This is a genomic window from Erythrobacter sp., from assembly GCF_030066995.1.
Lineage (GTDB): Bacteria > Pseudomonadota > Alphaproteobacteria > Sphingomonadales > Sphingomonadaceae > Erythrobacter.
On the sequence record NZ_JASJAP010000001.1, the window covers coordinates 613342 to 630207 of the forward strand.

Consider the following 16866-nt stretch of genomic DNA (forward strand, 5'->3'; position numbering starts at 1 on the left):
GCGCATCTAGGGGCGCTCGCGAATGTGGTCAACCCCCGAGGGCTGCAACAATTGTGAAATTCTTTGCGTCTGGTCGGGGCAGGGGACACGGGCGATGGTGTCAGTCGGCAAAAGCGGCGTCTTCGAGATGCAGCTCGGCCGCTGGTCGGCTGCCCCAATCGTCCAGTTTGACCCGGCCTGCCAGGTGGAACCGGCGGCCTTGGCTGCGGTGAAGCAGGGTTTGCGCCATCTCGGTTTCCGCGGCGCGAAAGGCGATCGCCTTGAACGAGCGCTGGTCGGAGCCGCTCGCGATTATCCGCACGTGATCCTTGCCCACGATATCGGCCTTGACGATGCGCACCGGCCCCAGCGCAACACGCGGAGCGGGCCAACCCACACCGTAAGGGCCGGCGGCTTCCAGCGTGGTGACGAGATCCGGTGTAAGGCCGCCGGGCGCCAGCGCGAGGTCAAGCTTCATCGTCTGCCCGAGGATCGCTTTCTCAACGTCGCGTGAGAGCCTTTCATCAAGAAACTCGGCGAAGTCCGACAACTTTTCTTCGAAGATCGTGAGGCCGGCGGCCATGGCGTGCCCGCCGCCCGCAACCAGAAGGCCGTTTTCACGCGCCGCAATGATCGCCGCTCCCAGGTCTACGCCGCTGATCGAGCGCCCGCTCCCTTTGCCCGTGCCATCGGCTTCGTCGAGCGCGACAACAATGGCGGGCTTGCCCGTCTTTTCTTTTATGCGCCCGGCTACAATGCCGATGACGCCGGGATGCCAGCCCGTGCCCGCCAGCACCTGAACCGACATATTATGCTGGCCTGCCAACTGCGCCTCGGCGGATTCCTGCACCTGCGCTTCGATCGCGCGGCGTTCTTCGTTGAGCTGGGAGAGTTGTCCGGCGATGGCGCGCGCTTCCTCGGGATCGCGCGTGGTAAGCAGCCGCACGCCCAGCGTGGATTCGCCGATGCGGCCCCCGGCGTTGATCCGCGGACCCAAGGCAAAACCGAGGTCCGAGGCGATCGGCGCGCGTTTCAGGCGGCTTGCGTCCATCAAGGCGGCCATTCCGATACGCTCACGCCGGGCGAGGATCTTCAGACCCTGCGCGACAAAGGCGCGGTTGAGGCCGTGCAGCGCGGCGACATCGGCCACCGTGCCCAGCGCAACCAGATCGAGAAGACTCATCAGGTCAGGCTCTTTGCGACCTGTGAAAAACCCGCGCGCTCGCAAAGTTCGCACCAAGGCGATGGCGAGAAGGAACGCAACGCCCACAGCCGCTAGATGGCCGTGCGCAGCCCCAAGGTCGCTTTCATCCAGGCGGTTGGGATTGACCAACGCTGCGGTCGGCGGCAGCTCGGGCGCGCATTTGTGATGGTCGACCACAATCACATCGACGCCCGCCTCGCGCGCCATGGCCAACGCTTCGTGCGCCATCGCGCCGCAATCGACCGTCACGATCAGGCTGGAGCCTTGCTCAGCAAGTTTTACCAGAGCCTCGCCCGAGGGGCCGTAGCCTTCGAGCAGACGGTCGGGAATGTAATAGCCCGCATCGTGGCTGAGCGCGCGCAGAACCTCGACCAGCAGAGCAGAACTGGTTGCCCCATCGACATCGTAGTCGCCGTAGATCGTTATCTTTTCGCCCGATAAGACTGCCTCAGCGATCCGAGTGGCGGCTTGATCCATGTCGCGAAAGGCCGAAGGATCGGGCAGGAACTCGCGCAAGGTTGGCTTTGCGTTTCGGACGATATCGTCCTCGCCTACGCCGCGAGTCATCAGCAATTGGGTGAGTATGTCGCGATCAAGTCGCCGCGCATCGGCTTCGGGGTCCAGTTCCATGTTCCCGCCACGCCAGCACCAGGCCTTGCCCGACAGAGAATGGCTGACCCCAAGGACATGGGCCAGAGCGGTCGATCTGGGAGCGGCAGCAGACATAGTCTCGAATTAGGGAAATATTTCGCCACGCAACAGGCCTTGAACGTTGACAATCGACAGCCGCAGTCGCTTGCGTAGCTTTCATGGAAGGCGCGAGTGACGATCCCGGCCTGCTGATCGTGTGGCACAGTCGCACCGGTGCGAGCGAACGCATGGCCGTTGCCGCCGAACAGGCCGCCGGCAAAGAGGGCCGCGTGAAGCGCTGCGAAGCGGCGGTGGTGGACGCTGACCAGATGCTCGCAGCGCAAGGCTACCTGTTTGTTTGCCCGGAAAACCTTGGGAGTGTTTCTGGTACCATGAAGGAGCTTTTCGACAGGCTCTACTATCCCTTGCTCGGCCAAGTCGAAGGGCGTGCGTACGGAACCATCATTGCGGCGGGTTCGGATGGGACAGGCGCGCAGCAACAAATTGATCGTATCGTAACGGGATGGCGGCTTAAGCGGGTCGTCGATCCGCTTATCGTGAACTTTGACGCGCAAACACCCGAAGCGATCCTGGCTCCAAAGACCGTACCCGATAAAGCGCTCAACGCTTGCAGCAAGATCGGCGCGGCGTTGGCGGCTGGGCTTGCTATGGGCGTGTTTTGATGGGGAATTTTGTTATCCGCAGGCCACACGTAATCGGGACTCGACGCCTCGGACAATTCTCGTCAAAACAGACGCTTGGACAACGGGCCGGGTTCGTGGGGGGAATCAAGAGGATCGTGGGCCATCGATAGTGTGAAAAAACCCGATCCTGCGGGGCTGTGCCTGCTGTTTCCGGCGGGCAAGCGGCCAACCCGCGCTGCCTTGCGCGATTTCGCTCAGGCCCAGCGCGCCGTCTCGCTGACGCACGATCCCGCTGACGAGAGCTACATTCATCTGGTCACGCCGGACCAGCCCGCAAATGCGGCAAAGGGCACAAGCTCCGTTTCGTCCGAAGTGGCTGACCGGGTGTGGGTCGAGTTGTTGCGCGAAGGCCTGACATTCGATCTCGTCGGCCTCGCACCGGGCGGCGCCTGCGAGTTTCCGGTGATCGAGCATCGTTTCGATCTGGAGGCCGTGCCAACCGCGTTTCGGTCCGAGGCCCTGCATCTTTCACCGGGCCAGCACCTTTCGGGCGGCGAAACGAGTGCTCCGGTCGTCAAGGGCCTGATCGGGCTGGCGCGCGATCTGGTCCATCATTTTGCGCATCTTGAGGCGGCGGTTTGGCCGCACTCGCAAAGCGCGATCGGACGACGTTTCTTCGAATCGGTGTCCACCGCCTGGCTGGAAGGTGGACCGTTTCCAGCGCTTGGCCTCACTGCGTTTCGCGAAACGATGGACAGGGCTTTGCAAAGTGTCGGGCTGGAGTTCTGGATTGGGCAGGAATTGCGGATCGAACCGCCTTTGTCGCTCGACAAGGTCGCCGCCACTCGGCTTGGCGTTCGGCTGATCAACCATATGGTGACGATCGGCGGCCTTGAAGACAGCGAGCGTATCATCGCGCCGGATGGGAGCCGTCTGGTCATGCGTCCGTCGCAAAACGGCAAGTTTGTGAGGGTCTGGCCGGAATAGGATGCCGACGGGGGGGCCTTGTAACACCACGCGCAGCGCCATCACGGCGCTTTCGGGACGGCGGTCCGGCGCCCGTCGCGCGTGTCCCGTTCCGCCCAGATCGGCCCCTCGCACCGCGATCCCGTTTCGCGCCGTCAACGCCCGTGGAGCGCCCGATTACGACCCCTGCTTGCAGCGCCATCATCTGTTGCCGCGCCAGTTGCTCAACGCCCGCTGTTTCGGAGCGCTGTTCGCGCACGTGGGGCGTTCGGCGATTCGCTTTGACGATTTTCGCGCCAATGGCCTGCTATTGCCCGCCACCGAAGAGGCAACCCACAGGACCGGCATGCCGCTTCATCGCGGGCCGCACCGGCGTTACAACGAGCTGGTGATGGAGCGGGTGGGGCGCATCGAGGCGCGCTGGGCCGAGGCCAGCAAGACCGATCCCGACGCGGCGATGGCCGAGGCCCTGATGCGCCTGCGCCTGCTTCAGATTGCGCTCAGACGGCGGCTCCTGAACGAGCGCAAGCGCCTGATCCTCAATCGCAAAGACCCGCTGGGCAAAGGCTTCGATTTCACAGAACTCGACGCCATGGCCGAGGTCTTGTGGCAATCCACCGGCGCGTGACCTACTCCGCCGCCTGAGCCATCTGCGCCCACGGGGCGTAGTTCGACTTTTGCGCAAGGGCCGCTTTCGCCTCGTGGTATTCGCGCTCGAACCGCGAGACCATGTCCTCCACCGTGCCGACCGACTTGACTGTGCCGATGCCTTGGCCAGAGCCCCAAATGTCCTTCCACGCCTTGGCTTTGGTGTTGCCGCCGGAGCCGAAGTTCATCTTCGACGGATCGCTTGTCGGCAGGTCGTCGGGATCAAGGCCTGCGTTCTCGATCGAAGAGCGCAAATAGTTGCCGTGAACGCCGGTGAAGAGGTTTGAATAGACAATACCTTCGGCCGAACCCTCGACGATGCCCTGTTTATAGGCCTGGTCCGCGTTGGCCTCCTCGGTCGCGATGAAGGCGCTGCCTGTGTAGCCGAAATCCGCGCCCACCGCCTGCGCGGCGAGGATCGAGGAACCGTGGGCGATCGAGCCCGACAGCGCGACAAGGCCATCGAACCACTCGCGAATTTCGCGCATGAGAGCAAAGGGCGACTGCGTGCCCGCGTGCCCGCCAGCTCCGGCGGCGACCGGGATGAGGCCATCCGCTCCCTTCTCGATCGCCTTTCGGGCGAAGCGGTTGTTGATGATGTCGTGCATCGTCATGCCGCCCCAATTGCGCACCGCGTCGAAGATCTCCGTGCGCGCGCCCAGCGATGTGATGATCAGCGGCACCTGCCACTTCTCGCAGGTCGCCATGTCCGCCTCCACGCGATCGTTGGATTTGTGGACAATCTGATTGACCGCAAACGGCGCGGCGGGGCGGTCGGGGTTCTCGCGATTGTGCTTGGAAAGTTCCTCGGTGATCTGGTGGAGCCATTCGTCGAGCAGCGTTTGAGGCCGCGCGTTGAGCGCAGGGAAGCTTCCGACAATGCCCGCCTTGCATTGCGCGATCACCAGGTCCGGACCCGAAACGATGAAGAGGGGCGAACCGATAAGCGGCAATCGCAGGCGATCGAACGGGGCGGGAAGGGGCATGCGGGAACTCTCCGTCTGGAAGGCAGATATTGGGTTGCTGATAGGGACGGGCCTTGTCTCAGGCAAGCTCCTCATCAAGCCTGTAGAAAGCCCGCGCGTTTCCGGCGTAGAGCGCCGCCTTCTCATCCGCGCTGGCCCCCGCCGTGATGCGTTTGAAGGTGTTCCAAAGCACCGGGTAGCTCGCGCCCCAGCGATCAACTGGGTAATTGCTTTCAAACATCGCCCGCTTTGCGCCGAAAGCCTCGATGCAGGTCTCGATATAAGGCTTCCACAAGGGCGCAAGGCGCTCGGACGACCAGCCCGCTGCCGGACCCTCGGGCGGCATGTCGCAATTGTGCATCGACAGTCCGCCCAACTTCACCATCACATTCTGGCACCGCCCCAGCTCCAGGATATTGGCGCGCCAGATATCGAACCGCTCTTCCAGCCGCCCCGCGTAGCTCGCATTGCCCAGCGGCGTGCCGCAATGGTCAAGGCATATCGGAGTGTCCGGGAACGCGCGCGCCAGATCGATGACATCGGGGATTTGCGGCTCGAGGATCCAGGCGTCAAAGCTCATGCCGCGCTTGCCCAGTTCCGCAAAGCCTTCGCGGAAGACGGTGTCCTTGTAGAGTTCGGGCGGGGCGTGGAAGGGAGGGCCCAGCACGTCGGGATCGGCGTCCCAGGCGCCCTGATGGCGGATGCCCTTGAAGCGGTTGGGCGAGGCGGCCTTGAGCGCATCCAGAACCTCACCGGTCGCCGCGCCGTGTGTGAGGTCCGCGTGTCCGACAATCCCGGCGCACAGGCGCAGATCGCCGTAGAGCCCGCTGGCGCTCTGCGCCGCAACGCCGTTGACGTATTCGACTTCTCCCACGACCTTCTTCGCTTCGCCATATGCCGCGTTGTAGAACGCGCCGCATTCCATGAAGACGGTGGCGATGACGTTGTGCCCGCCAGAGCCTCCTGACGTCACTTCGGCGTGGAGATGATCGAACCCGTAATAGGCGACCGGCACCAGCGTTTCGATGAAGCGATGGCGTGGTTCCGGGAACATCGGCAGCATCACGCGCAGATCCCACAGGTGGTGGTGCGGATCGATGATCGGCAGATCGGGTTCGAGGATCTCTTCAGTGGCTGGCGCGCTCTCGCTCATCCGGTTTCTCCCAAGTCTGGCCGTCTTGCGCGGCCTCGGTTCGTCGTATGCACAGAACGCTTGGAACACCTGGAACACTGTCCTGAAGCGAAAAACCGCGCCATGCTCGCGCGACGCGTAACGCCGCCTTGCGCGCGCGCCAACGCTTGAGATTTGCGGTGTGCCATGGTCGTCAGATTAGCCCGCGCCGCGCGAGTAGGAAAACGCCTCAACGCGTCACGCGGCGGTAGAGATGCCACGTCGCGTGGCCGAGCACCGGCAGCGCGATAAACAGGCCCAGAAACGCAGGTAACATGGCGATAGCCAGGACAACCGCGATGATTGCCGCCCAGGCGAACATCACAAATCCGTTGTTTTTCAGCGTCTTGAAGCTGGAAATGATCGCGGTGAGGAAATCGACCTTGCGCTCGACCAGCATCGGCAGGCTGATCACTGTCATCGCGTAGAAGGCGTAGGCCATGATCGCTCCGATCGCGCCGCCGACGCCCAGCATGGCCAGTCCGGCGGGCGTCAGCAGCGCCTCTACCATGTCCCATCCACCGTGGGCCGAAACGCCGCTTTCCGACATGAAGATCGCGAACACCGCGTGCGCGACGATCATCCAGAAACCGAACGCGACAAAGACGATGACACCCATGGACAGGATCTGGTCGTCGCCGTGCCCTTTCAGCGCGCCGATCACTCCGGCCCAGCGCAGCGGTTCGCTCGCTTCGCGGCGGCGGCTCGCTTCGTAGAGGCCAACGGCCACGAATGGTGCAATCAGCGGAAAACCCGCCGTTGCCGGGATGAGCCAGGTCAATTCCTCGCCGATGAACGAAACATAGCCGATAACCAGCCCGGCAAGGACGTAGACCCCGCCAAAGAACAGGCCGAATCGCGGCATGGCGACAAAGTCGGCCCAGCCCGCCTTGAGAGCGGCGAACAGGTCGCTGATTGCGAGATCGGTCGCAATCGCGGGCGTGGGCGCGGAGGAATCCTCTTGCGGTGCATCTATGGCGCTCACCAACGTCTCCCATCGCTGTGAAGCTTGAGGGGGAGAATGCGCGCAAATCCGTCCACTTGCAAGCGCGCGACCCGATCAGATCGCGGCGCTGAACACCTTGGTCGTTTCCTCGCGGAACCGGTCGAGGAAGGAGGCGATGACGCGCGCATAGGGCAGGCCTTGCTCGGTGATCGTAAGATCCAGCCCGCTTTGCACCGCCAGCCCGCGCGCAAGGAAGGGTGCCAGACTTTCGCGAATACGCGCATGAAGGCAGGGGGTTAGGGTCGTGCGGCTGTGGCACAATAGCTCCTCGATCAGCTTGCCGCGCAGCTGATCCTCGCCTGTGCGCGCGACACCGTGATCGGCGGTCAGATTCCCTTGCGAGGCCAGCATCCGGTAACGGCCCGCATTCTTCTCGTTCTGCGCGAGGAGGCCGGGAAAGCCGCTGATCGCGGAAGCGCCCATGCCGATCAGAACCGGGGAGGGATCGTCGGTAAAGCCCTGAAAATTGCGCCTCAGCGTGCCGTTGCGCGCCGCCTCGGCCATCGGATCGTGCTTGAGCGCGAAATGATCGAAGCCGATCGCGCGGTATCCGTTCGATGTGAGGTCCTCGAACGCCTGGTGCGCCATCGCGAAACGCGTGTCGCGACCGGGCAGGGCGCTGGCGTCAATCACCCGCTGGCGCGGCACGAAATGCGGGACATGCGCGTAGCCGAACACGGCGAGCCGGTCCGCGCCCATGCGGCGGGTGTAATCGAGGCTGTCGGCGAGATCCGCCTCGGTCTGGAAGGGCAGGCCGTACATCAGATCGAAATTGAGCGAGGTGATCCCGGCATCGCGCAGCCAATCGACGCTGCGGCAGATCAGCGCGTCGTCCTGTTCGCGCCCGATGGCCTTTTGGCAATGCGGCGCGAAGGTCTGCACCCCCATGCTCGCGCGCGTGATGCCCGCTTCGCCCAGGGCGCGGCCCCACTCGGCTGACATGGTGCGCGGATCGAGCTCGATCGAGAATTCCGGGCTTGTCACCTCGAAGTGGTGGTTGAGAGCCTCGACTAGCGTCAGAAACTCTTGCGGAAGGATCGCGTTGGGGCTGCCGCCGCCAAAGGCAATGCGGCGCACGCGGGCCTCGCGCGGCAAGAGATGGGCGACGCTCTCGATCTCGTGATGCAGGGCCGCCAGATAGCTTTCCACCCGCGCGCGCTTGCCCGAGCGGCTCGTGTTGCAGCCGCAATAGAAGCAGATTTCCTCGCAAAACGGGATGTGCAGATATAGCGAGACATCGCCCACCGTCTGCTCAATCGCGGTTTCGAGCGCGAAGGGTTCAAGCGGGCCGAAGTCGGCGGCGGTGGGATAGCTCGTGTAGCGCGGAACCGGCACGTCGAGCAGATCGGGATGATAGGGCCACATGCTCAGCCTTGCAGCCGATTTGCGCATGGCCAGCCTTGATCGAGATCAAGCCGGGCGAAAGGCCTTCGTTTTCGATTTCTCGCGGCAAGCGCCTGCGTGGCAGCCCTTTGTGTCGCAATCGCGCGCCGGCGCATCGTTGTCCCGGGTGAGGTCGATCGTGATTTCCCCGCCATTGCACAGCGCCACCGTGATCGCATCACCGTCTTCGTCATGCGCGGTTGCGCCCGCCATCAGCGGCACCAAAGCCAGAAGCGCGAAGAGCGAGCCGTTCACAGCGCGTCCTCCTCCTCATCATCGTCGATCAGGATACGGTTGGCGGAGCCTTCAAGGTCCTCGTACTGGCCCGATTTCATGGTCCACATGAACGCCAGCAGACCGAGCATGCCCATGCCAAGCGCAATGGGGATAAGGAAGGCGAGACCGGTCACGCGTCGTTCTCCTTCCCCGTCTCTTGGCCAGCCGCGCCTGCAAGCCGCAGCGAATTGGCGACGACGATCAGCGAGCTTAGCGACATCGCAATCGCAGCGATCAGCGGGGTGACATAGCCAAACAGCGCGAGCGGGACTGCGAGGAGGTTGTAACCGATGGCGAGTGCGAAGTTCTGGCGCACCACGTGCATCGTCTGGCGCGCGACGTCCACCGCGAGCGCGACCGGGCCCAGCGCGCGTCCGATGAACACCGCGTCGGCTGCCTGCTGGCTGGCATCGCTCGCGGTGCCGGGCGCAATCGAGGCGTGCGCAGCGGCAAGGGCGGGCCCGTCGTTGAGGCCATCGCCGACCATGAGCGGGCGCATGCCTCTGGCTTTCAAACCCTCGAGCGTGTCGAGCTTGTCCGTCGGACTGGCCTCGGCGCGCGCGGGCAGGCCGAGCCGGGCGGCGATGGCTTCCACCGCTTCCGCGCGGTCGCCGGAAAGGATGCTTGCGGTGATCCCGTCGCGTTGCAGCCGCTCCAGCGTCTGCGAAGCGTCGGCGCGCAGCTGATCGGCGAAGACGATGGTCTTGGCGCGGTTGCCGATGCGCAGTTGCGTTGCGAGTTCGTGCGCGCCGCTCGCCGGGCGTTCGAGCGCGACCCGCTGCCCGTTCCACACGCCTTCGAGGCCCTGGCCCGCTTCTTCGCAGATGCTTTCAACAGCGGCGGGCTCGACGCCCCCATCGCGCAAGCCCTTGGCAAGGCCCACGCTGAGCGGGTGGCGGCTGTGCTGCGCCAGGCCCAGAGCGACCTGGCGCGCTTCGGCGTCGAGCAATTCGACGTTCGGGCGTGGCTCACCCATGGTCAGCGTGCCCGTCTTGTCGAACAGCGCCACGTCCACCTCAGCAAGACGTTCGAGCGCGCTCCCGTCCTTGACCAGCAAGCCGCGCTTGAGCAGCGATCCCGACGCGACGACCTGCGCGGTCGGCACCGCGAGGCCCATGGCGCACGGGCAGGTGATGATCAGAACCGCAATCGCTATCACCAGCGACTGGTGCCAGCCCGCGCCCGCGATCATCCAGCCCACAAAGGCGAGCGCCGCAAGCGTGTGCACGACCGGGGCGTAGGCTCGGCTCGCGCGGTCGGCGATGCGCACATAGTGGCTGCGCGATTGGCCCGCCTTGTCCATCATGCGGGCGATCTCGGCAATCGCGGTCTCCTCGGCGGTGCGCGTTACGCGCACGCGAAGGGGCGCGGTGAGGTTGACCGCGCCCGCATGGATCGCGGTGCCGGGCTCGACCGCTTCGGGGGCGCTTTCGCCTGTCAGCATCGAGTTGTCGATCGCGCTGGTCCCCTGTTCGACCTCGCCGTCGGCGGCCAGCGCTTCGCCTGCTGCCACCAGCACGAGCATGCCCGGTTCCAGATCCTGAGCGTCGACGCGGCGGGTCGAGCCATCCGCGCTGACCACGCTCGCGCTCTTGCCCATCCGGCCCAGCAGCGCGCCGATCCCGTCGCGCGTGCGGTCGCGCATCACCGCGTCGAGCGCGCGCCCCGCCAGCAGGAAAAACAGCAGCATCACCGCGCTTTCGAAATAGGCGTGCTCGCCTCCGGTGATCGTCTCGTACAGGCTGAGCGCACTCGCCAGCAGCACGCCGATCGAGATCGGCACGTCCATATTGGTGCGCCGGTATTTGAGCGCCATCCACGCCGAAGCGAAGAACGGGCGGCCCGAATAGGCGATAACAGGCAGCGCGATGAGCGCGGAGAGCCAGTGGAACAGTTCCTTCGTGGACCCTTCCGCGCCCGACCACACGCTGACCGAGAGCAGCATGACGTTCATCATGCCAAAGCCCGCAACGCCCAGCGCGCGCATCAGCGTGCGGCGTTCGCGCGCTTCGGTGCCCATCGGATTGTCATCCACACGCTGCGCTTCGAACCCGATCGAGAGCAGAGCGGCGATGAGGTCGTCTTCGCCGAGCGCCGGGTCGTGCTCGATGGCCACGCGCTTGGCGGAGAAGTTCACACGCGCTGCGTCGATCCCGTCGATCTTCGGCAGTTCGCGTTCGATTGTGCCGATGCAACCGGCGCACTTGATGCCGGGCACGGTGAAGCGCGTCCCGACCGAGGCGCGTTCGGCGGCTTCGGGCGCGGTGGCGCTATCAGCGTGGTTATCAAGGGCGAGGGTGGGGGCGTTCACTTAAGCTCGCTCTCCTCAACCCAGCGCTTCCCTTGCGCTTCGATGGTGAGCCGCACGGTCCAGCGCCCCTCGCTCACCGGTTCGAGGGAGCGAAAACGACCCTCGCCCATTGAAACGAAGGTCAGATCGGCAAATTCGCGCGTCCCCAGCGGACGGCGCAGCGCGGCGGTGACGACAGCTCCTGCGGGGACTCCCTCGCTGGTGACCAGGACCTGACCGTTTTTTTCGCGCGCGGCGGACGCAGACCAGCCAAGCGCGGCCATCCGGTCGGCCTCTTCGATCCAGTCGTTGAACTTCTGGCTGGCGACATAGGAATTGTCGACCACGATGCCATGAAAGCCGCCAACCGCCAGACTTGCCATGGTGAAATTGACCGCGGCGACGATCCCGAAGCCGATCACCATAACAGCCAGCATGTGCTTGCCGGTGAAGCGGCCCTTACCAGTAAAGCGCTTTTGGGGCGCGCGATCGGGGGTGTGCGCGCTCATTCAGATGTCTCCGGGCATCGCAAAAGTGGTGTCCTCAACGTCGCGTTCCCCCTGCTCGTCGAGCGAGGTCAGTGCGAACTGGAACTCATGCGCCTGCGTCCCTTCCGGGATGACGACGTAGGCGCGCACGATCTTCGTTTCGTTCGCGGGCACGTCAACCGTTTGCGCGGGGGCGGCGAGGTTGCGAGCGACGGTGTCGGTCCACATCACCGCGCCTGCGGGCAGACCGGCCAGCGCAATCTCCATCTCTCGCGGTCGCGCTTCCATATTGCGCAGGCGCAATGTGTAGGCGTTGCGGATCGAGCCATCCTTCATCAGCATGTAGGGCGGGTTACGATCGGGCGAAACGGTCAGATCGGTGTGCGTGCGGGTGCCGAGCGCGAACAGCATAGCCAAGCCAATCGCGCCCCAAACACCGCCGTAGATCAAGGTGCGCGGGCGCAGCAGCGCTTTCCAGGCGGGCGTTGCGGGCGCGCCGGCGCTTTCCGCCTCACACTGTTCCAGCGTCGCGTAGTCGATCAGCCCGCGCGGGCGTCCGATGTCGGCCATGACCTTGTCGCACGCGTCGATACACAAGGCGCAGGTGATGCAGCCGATCTGCTGGCCTTCGCGAATATCGATGCCGGTCGGGCACACGGCGACGCACTGGTTGCAATCGATGCAGTCGCCATAGCGCTCGGGTTCCTTCTGCGCCTTCTTGAGGCTGCCGCGCTCTTCCCCGCGCCAGTCCTTGTAGGTGACGATCAGCGATTTTTCATCGAGCATGGCGGCCTGAATGCGCGGCCACGGGCACATATAGATGCACACCTGTTCGCGCATGAAGCCGCCCAGCCAGAAGGTCGTGCCCGTCAGGATCGCAACGGTTGCGTAGGCGACGAAGTCCGCCTGGCCGGTGAAGAAGTCGACAAACAGTGTGGGCGCGTCCGCGAAATAGAGGATCCACGCGCCGCCCGTCACCATGGCGATGAGCAGGTAGACGGTCCACTTGCTGGTGCGCCGCGCGATCTTGGCCGGACCCCAGGGCGCCTTGTCGAGGCGCATACGCGCGTTGCGATCGCCGTCGAACAAGCGGTCGATATGCTGGAAAAGGTCGGTCCAGACCGTCTGCGGGCAGGCGTAGCCGCACCACGCGCGGCCCACAGCGCTTGTTATCAGAAACAGGCCTATGCCCGCCATGATCAGCATGCCCGCGACGAAGTAGAACTCGTGCGGCCAGATCTCGATGTCGAACATGTAGAAGCGGCGGTTCGCCAGATCGATCAGCACCGCCTGGTCTGGCGCAAAGGGGCCGCGATCCCAGCGCAGCCAGGGCGTCGTGTAGTAGATCGCCAGGGTGACAAACATCACGAGCCACTTGAAGCGCCGGAACGGCCCGTCGATCCGCTTGTTATGAACGGCCTTGCGCGCTTCGTAGAGCTTGAGCGGCGGCGGCGCCTGTTTGGGGGACAGTCGGGACGGCGCCTCCTCCGGCGACTGGGCGGGTTGGTTCAGAGCCGCACCCCAGTCGCGCTCGCCCGAATTGTTATCGGGCGATTTCTCGAGAGTATCAGGATTGACCATCGTCTCCAGCCTGTGCGCTCACAGCCACTTCCTCTGGTGAGGGTTCGGCGCCGGGTTCGGCCGCAGCGGGCGTTTCCTGACCGCCGCCACGCGAGTGGACATAGGCCGCAAGCATCTTGATCGTCACCGGATCGAGGCGGTCCTGCCAGCCGGGCATCACACCGTGGCGCGGCGCCTGAATTTGCGTTCGAACATCGGCAATGTCGCCGCCATACAGCCAGATTGCGTCGTTGAGCGCGGGCGCGCCCTGAACCGGATCGCCTTCGCCGTTCGCCTGGTGGCAGGCTGCGCAGTTCTGAGCGTAGAGTTCTGCCCCAACCGCGCTGCTTTCAGCCTTTCCGCTGAGCGACAACACGTGGTTCGCCAGCGCGTCGACCTGATCCTTGTCGAAAATCTCTCCGAAGGCCGGCATATAGGCCATGCGGGTCGCGTCCGAGCCGTCCCAGCGAATGCCGTGGATGAGCGTGTATTCGATTTCCGAGAGCGTGCCGCCCCAGATCCAGTCATCGTCGTTGAGGTTCGGATAGCCGTATTGCTCATAGCCCGCCGCGCCCGCGCCGTGGCACTGGACGCAATGCTGCTTGAACGCCGCCGCGCCGCCCGCGACCGCCTGACGCATCAGCTCGCTATCCGCAGGAAGCGTGCCGAGATCGGTCGCCGCGATGCGTTCGAAGATCGGTTGGCGCTGGAGTTCGGCTTCGGCCATCCTGGTCTCAAGATCGCCCCGGCTCGACCAGCCGAGCACGCCTTCGGTCGCGCTGTTGACCAGCGGCCAGGCCGGATAGAGCACGACGTAGACGATGCTCCAGGCAACCGTTGCGTAAAAGGTCCACAGCCACCAGCGCGGCAGCGGGGTGTTCAATTCTTCGATGCCGTCCCATTCATGGCCGACAAATTCGGTGCCGGTGGCCTCATCAACGCGGCTGTGGCCCGGCTTCGATTCCCTATCATTCGCCATCGTCGTCATCCCTGAAAATGCTGGTCTTGGCCTGTTCGACCCCCTCGCGCGCGCGCGGCAGGAAGTGCCAGGCGCACAGCAGCAGGTAGAGCGCGAAGATCAGGAGCAGAAACCAGCTGTCGGCAAAGTGGCGGAAGATCTCGTAGAAGCTCATGAGCTTGGCTCCTCACCGGCGGTTTCCCGAGCGAGTTCCTCTTGCGCCTTGACGGCGTCCACATCGACGAGCGTCCCCAGCATCTGCATGTAGGCGATCAACGCGTCCATCTCGGTTACCCGGCTTGGATCGCCGTCGAAATCGCGGATTTGCGCCTTGGGGTAGCGTTCGGCGAGATCGCCTTCGTCCATTTCGGGATCGGCCTGCGCCATCAGATCGGCCTCGGCCATCTCGATATCCACGTCGGTGTACGGCACGCCCACGCGGTTGAGCGCGGTAAGGTGCGCGGAAATATCCGAGATTTCCAGCGGCGTGTCCGCCAGAAAGCTGTAGCTGGGCATGATCGATCGCGGCACCACGCTTTGCGGGTCTTTGAGGTGCTGGACGTGCCATTCATCCGAATAGCGCCCGCCGACGCGCGCAAGATCCGGCCCGGTGCGTTTGGAGCCCCACTGGAATGGGTGATCGTACATGCTTTCGGCCGCCAGACTGTAATGGCCGTAGCGTTCAACCTCGTCCCGGAACGGGCGGATCATCTGGCTATGGCAGGTGTAGCAGCCTTCGCGAATGTAGATGTCCCGGCCCGCCAGCTCGAGCGGGGAGTAGGGGCGCATGCCCTCAACTTCCTCGATCGTGTTGTCGATCCAGAACAGGGGCGCAATCTCGACAATGCCGCCGATGGCCACCGTGACGAAGGTCGCCGCCGCAAGAAGCGTGACGTTCTTCTCGAGACGTTTGTGGCCTTCGAAGGCGCCCTGATCGGGGATGTTCTTGGGAGTGTTATCGCTCATGGTCAGGCTCCCTTATTCGGCCGGCTCGGGCAGCGGTTGACGCCCGCCCGAGGGGGCCTCGGGCGCAATCGGGCGGTCCGCTTCCTCATCGTGCACGGTGTCGTCCATCGGGGCTTCCTCGCGCTGGTAGCCGGCAATGGTCATCCAGATGTTGTAGGTCATGATAAGAGCGCCGCCGAGATAAAGCGCGCCGCCAAACAGGCGCATCAGATACATCGGGTGAAGCGCGGCGACGGTGTCGATGAAGCTGTTCACCAGATAGCCATCCGAGCCGTATTCGCGCCACATCAGGCCCTGCGTGATCCCGGCGACCCACATGCTGGCGGCGTAGAAAACGATCCCACCGGTCGCGAGCCAGAAGTGCCAGTTGATCATGCGCAGCGAATACATCCGCTGGCGCTGCCACAGGCGCGGCACGAGGAAGTAGACGCAGGCAAAGGTGATCATGCCATTCCATCCCAGCGCGCCGGAATGGACGTGGCCGATGGTCCAGTCGGTGTAGTGCGACAGCGAGTTGACCGCCTTGATCGACAGCATCGGGCCTTCGAATGTGCTCATCCCGTAAAAGGCGAGCGCGAGCACCATCATGCGGATGATCGGGTCGGTGCGGATCTTGTCCCAGGCGCCGTTGAGCGTCATCAGGCCGTTGATCATGCCGCCCCAGCTCGGCATCCACAGCATGATCGAGAAGACCATGCCCAGCGTCTGCGCCCAGTCGGGCAGAGCGGTGTAGTGCAAGTGGTGCGGGCCCGCCCAGATGTAGAGGAAGATCAGCGACCAGAAGTGGATGATCGACAGGCGATAGGAATAGACCGGACGGTTCGCCTGCTTGGGCACGAAGTAGTACATCATCGCCAGGAAGCCGGCGGTGAGGAAGAACCCGACCGCGTTATGGCCGTACCACCACTGGGTCAGCGCGTCCTGAACGCCGGCAAAGACGCTGTAGGAGCGTGATCCCAGCAGGCTGACGGGCAACGCCAGATTGTTGACCACGTGCAGCATCGCAACGGTGACGATGAAGGCAAGGAAGAACCAGTTGGCGACATAGATGTGCGGCTCGTGCCGTTTCAGAAGCGTGGCGACGAACACCGCGAGATAGGCAACCCAGACGATCGTGAGCCACAGATCGACATACCATTCAGGTTCTGCGTATTCCTTCGATTGGGTGACGCCAAGCAGATAGCCGGTTGCCGCCAGGATGATGAAGAGCTGGTAGCCCCAGAAGACAAAGCGCGCGAGGCCGGGCAACGCCAGCGGCGTGCGGCAGGTGCGCTGGACCACATAGAAGCTGGTGGCGAGCAGCGCGTTGCCTCCGAAGGCGAAGATCACCGCGCTGGTGTGCAACGGGCGAACGCGGCCGAAATTGAGCCAGGGTTCGATGTTGAGCACGGGATAGGCGAGCTGCGCGGCGATGAAGACGCCCGCCAGAAGGCCCGCAAGACCCCAGAACATCGTCGCAATGACGCCCCAGCGCACGACATCGTCGTCATAGCGCGTGTCGCTCTGCGGCATCTTGAAGAAGGTGTGCGCCTTGGCGAGCGGATCGAACCGCACCAGGTTCAGCACCATCATCAGGCCGGCTACACCGGCAATAAGACCCATATGGATCGCAAAGCCGCTATCTTGCGCCCCCGCGATAGCAAACAGAGCTGCGAGCAGGACAAGCGCCCACACCCCCAGCCGGCCAACGACTGCTTCCATGATTTCGATCCCTTTCGTCGACGCGGCAGTA

Annotated in this window: 17 protein-coding genes; 3 read left to right on the forward strand and 14 right to left on the reverse strand. The window is 64.0% G+C overall.

Going from position 1 to position 16866, the window contains the following annotated elements; translation table 11 throughout:
- Positions 1-100: 100 nt before the first annotated feature.
- Positions 101-1909 carry a single-stranded-DNA-specific exonuclease RecJ gene (recJ, locus tag QNI87_RS02915; protein ID WP_300593708.1) on the reverse strand — a complete coding sequence of 603 codons (1809 nt, stop codon included), beginning with the start codon at positions 1907-1909 and terminating at the stop codon, positions 101-103.
- A gap of 83 nt (positions 1910-1992) precedes the next feature.
- Here recJ and QNI87_RS02920 point away from each other — a divergent pair, with 83 nt between their 5' ends.
- The 3 genes from QNI87_RS02920 to QNI87_RS02930 all read left to right on the forward strand — a co-directional run bounded on the left by QNI87_RS02920 (position 1993) and on the right by QNI87_RS02930 (position 4051).
- On the forward strand, positions 1993-2496 hold the full coding sequence (locus QNI87_RS02920; protein WP_300593710.1) for an NAD(P)H-dependent oxidoreductase: 504 nt from the start codon (positions 1993-1995) through the stop codon (positions 2494-2496).
- Between the two features lie 132 nt (positions 2497-2628).
- Positions 2629-3444, forward strand: a complete 816-nt coding sequence (locus QNI87_RS02925; protein ID WP_300593712.1) for a hypothetical protein — start codon at positions 2629-2631, stop codon at positions 3442-3444.
- A 118-nt stretch (positions 3445-3562) separates the two neighbouring features.
- The gene (locus QNI87_RS02930; RefSeq protein ID WP_300595293.1) at positions 3563-4051 is read left to right on the forward strand and encodes an AHH domain-containing protein; all 489 of its coding nucleotides are present in this window, start codon (positions 3563-3565) and stop codon (positions 4049-4051) included.
- A 1-nt stretch (position 4052) separates the two neighbouring features.
- Here QNI87_RS02930 and QNI87_RS02935 read toward each other — a convergent pair whose 3' ends face one another.
- The 13 genes from QNI87_RS02935 to ccoN all read right to left on the reverse strand — a co-directional run bounded on the left by QNI87_RS02935 (position 4053) and on the right by ccoN (position 16835).
- Positions 4053-5057: a nitronate monooxygenase family protein gene (locus QNI87_RS02935; RefSeq protein WP_300593714.1), complete on the reverse strand. Its 1005-nt coding sequence runs from the start codon at positions 5055-5057 to the stop codon at positions 4053-4055.
- Positions 5058-5115: 58 nt separating this feature from the next.
- Entirely contained in the window at positions 5116-6189 is a 1074-nt protein-coding gene (locus QNI87_RS02940; protein ID WP_300593716.1) for an amidohydrolase family protein, read from the reverse strand.
- A 208-nt stretch (positions 6190-6397) separates the two neighbouring features.
- Entirely contained in the window at positions 6398-7192 is a 795-nt protein-coding gene (locus QNI87_RS02945) for a DUF2189 domain-containing protein (protein WP_300593718.1), read from the reverse strand.
- A 75-nt stretch (positions 7193-7267) separates the two neighbouring features.
- Positions 7268-8578, reverse strand: a complete 1311-nt coding sequence (locus QNI87_RS02950; RefSeq protein WP_300595294.1) for a radical SAM protein — start codon at positions 8576-8578, stop codon at positions 7268-7270.
- Positions 8579-8623: 45 nt separating this feature from the next.
- A complete protein-coding gene (locus QNI87_RS02955; protein ID WP_300593720.1) occupies positions 8624-8851 on the reverse strand; it encodes a hypothetical protein in 228 nt (75 codons plus the stop codon).
- Positions 8848-9006, reverse strand: a complete 159-nt coding sequence (gene ccoS / locus QNI87_RS02960; protein WP_300593722.1) for a cbb3-type cytochrome oxidase assembly protein CcoS — start codon at positions 9004-9006, stop codon at positions 8848-8850. The genes QNI87_RS02955 and ccoS overlap by 4 nt, the downstream gene beginning before the upstream one ends.
- Positions 9003-11090, reverse strand: a complete 2088-nt coding sequence (locus QNI87_RS02965) for a heavy metal translocating P-type ATPase (RefSeq protein ID WP_300595295.1) — start codon at positions 11088-11090, stop codon at positions 9003-9005. Before QNI87_RS02965 ends, ccoS begins: the two co-directional genes overlap by 4 nt.
- An 89-nt stretch (positions 11091-11179) precedes the next feature.
- Positions 11180-11671, reverse strand: coding sequence for a FixH family protein (locus tag QNI87_RS02970; protein ID WP_300593724.1), 492 nt, complete (start codon positions 11669-11671; stop codon positions 11180-11182).
- The gene (gene ccoG, locus QNI87_RS02975) at positions 11672-13231 is read right to left on the reverse strand and encodes a cytochrome c oxidase accessory protein CcoG (protein ID WP_300593727.1); all 1560 of its coding nucleotides are present in this window, start codon (positions 13229-13231) and stop codon (positions 11672-11674) included.
- Complete coding sequence (gene ccoP, locus QNI87_RS02980; protein ID WP_300593730.1) at positions 13218-14189, reverse strand: cytochrome-c oxidase, cbb3-type subunit III; 972 nt, start codon at positions 14187-14189, stop codon at positions 13218-13220. Before ccoP ends, ccoG begins: the two co-directional genes overlap by 14 nt.
- Entirely contained in the window at positions 14179-14343 is a 165-nt protein-coding gene (locus QNI87_RS02985; RefSeq protein WP_300593733.1) for a cbb3-type cytochrome c oxidase subunit 3, read from the reverse strand. Before QNI87_RS02985 ends, ccoP begins: the two co-directional genes overlap by 11 nt.
- Complete coding sequence (ccoO, locus tag QNI87_RS02990) at positions 14340-15134, reverse strand: cytochrome-c oxidase, cbb3-type subunit II (RefSeq protein WP_300593736.1); 795 nt, start codon at positions 15132-15134, stop codon at positions 14340-14342. The genes QNI87_RS02985 and ccoO overlap by 4 nt, the downstream gene beginning before the upstream one ends.
- A gap of 12 nt (positions 15135-15146) precedes the next feature.
- Positions 15147-16835, reverse strand: a complete 1689-nt coding sequence (ccoN, locus tag QNI87_RS02995; RefSeq protein ID WP_300593739.1) for a cytochrome-c oxidase, cbb3-type subunit I — start codon at positions 16833-16835, stop codon at positions 15147-15149.
- Between the last annotated feature and the right edge of the window lie 31 nt (positions 16836-16866).

Bases quoted from the DNA above. Each gene is read 5' to 3' on its own strand.
- recJ (WP_300593708.1), bottom strand. From the start codon at position 1,909: ATGTCTGCTGCCGCTCCCAGATCGACCGCTCTGGCCCATGTCCTTGGG.
- QNI87_RS02950 (WP_300595294.1), bottom strand. From the start codon at position 8,578: ATGTGGCCCTATCATCCCGATCTGCTCGACGTGCCGGTTCCGCGCTAC.
- QNI87_RS02970 (WP_300593724.1), bottom strand. From the start codon at position 11,671: ATGAGCGCGCACACCCCCGATCGCGCGCCCCAAAAGCGCTTTACTGGT.
- QNI87_RS02985 (WP_300593733.1), bottom strand. From the start codon at position 14,343: ATGAGCTTCTACGAGATCTTCCGCCACTTTGCCGACAGCTGGTTTCTG.
- ccoG (WP_300593727.1), bottom strand. From the start codon at position 13,231: ATGGTCAATCCTGATACTCTCGAGAAATCGCCCGATAACAATTCGGGC.
- ccoP (WP_300593730.1), bottom strand. From the start codon at position 14,189: ATGGCGAATGATAGGGAATCGAAGCCGGGCCACAGCCGCGTTGATGAG.
- ccoO (WP_300593736.1), bottom strand. From the start codon at position 15,134: ATGAGCGATAACACTCCCAAGAACATCCCCGATCAGGGCGCCTTCGAA.
- ccoN (WP_300593739.1), bottom strand. From the start codon at position 16,835: ATGGAAGCAGTCGTTGGCCGGCTGGGGGTGTGGGCGCTTGTCCTGCTC.
- QNI87_RS02935 (WP_300593714.1), bottom strand. From the start codon at position 5,057: ATGCCCCTTCCCGCCCCGTTCGATCGCCTGCGATTGCCGCTTATCGGT.
- QNI87_RS02940 (WP_300593716.1), bottom strand. From the start codon at position 6,189: ATGAGCGAGAGCGCGCCAGCCACTGAAGAGATCCTCGAACCCGATCTG.
- QNI87_RS02920 (WP_300593710.1), top strand. From the start codon at position 1,993: ATGGAAGGCGCGAGTGACGATCCCGGCCTGCTGATCGTGTGGCACAGT.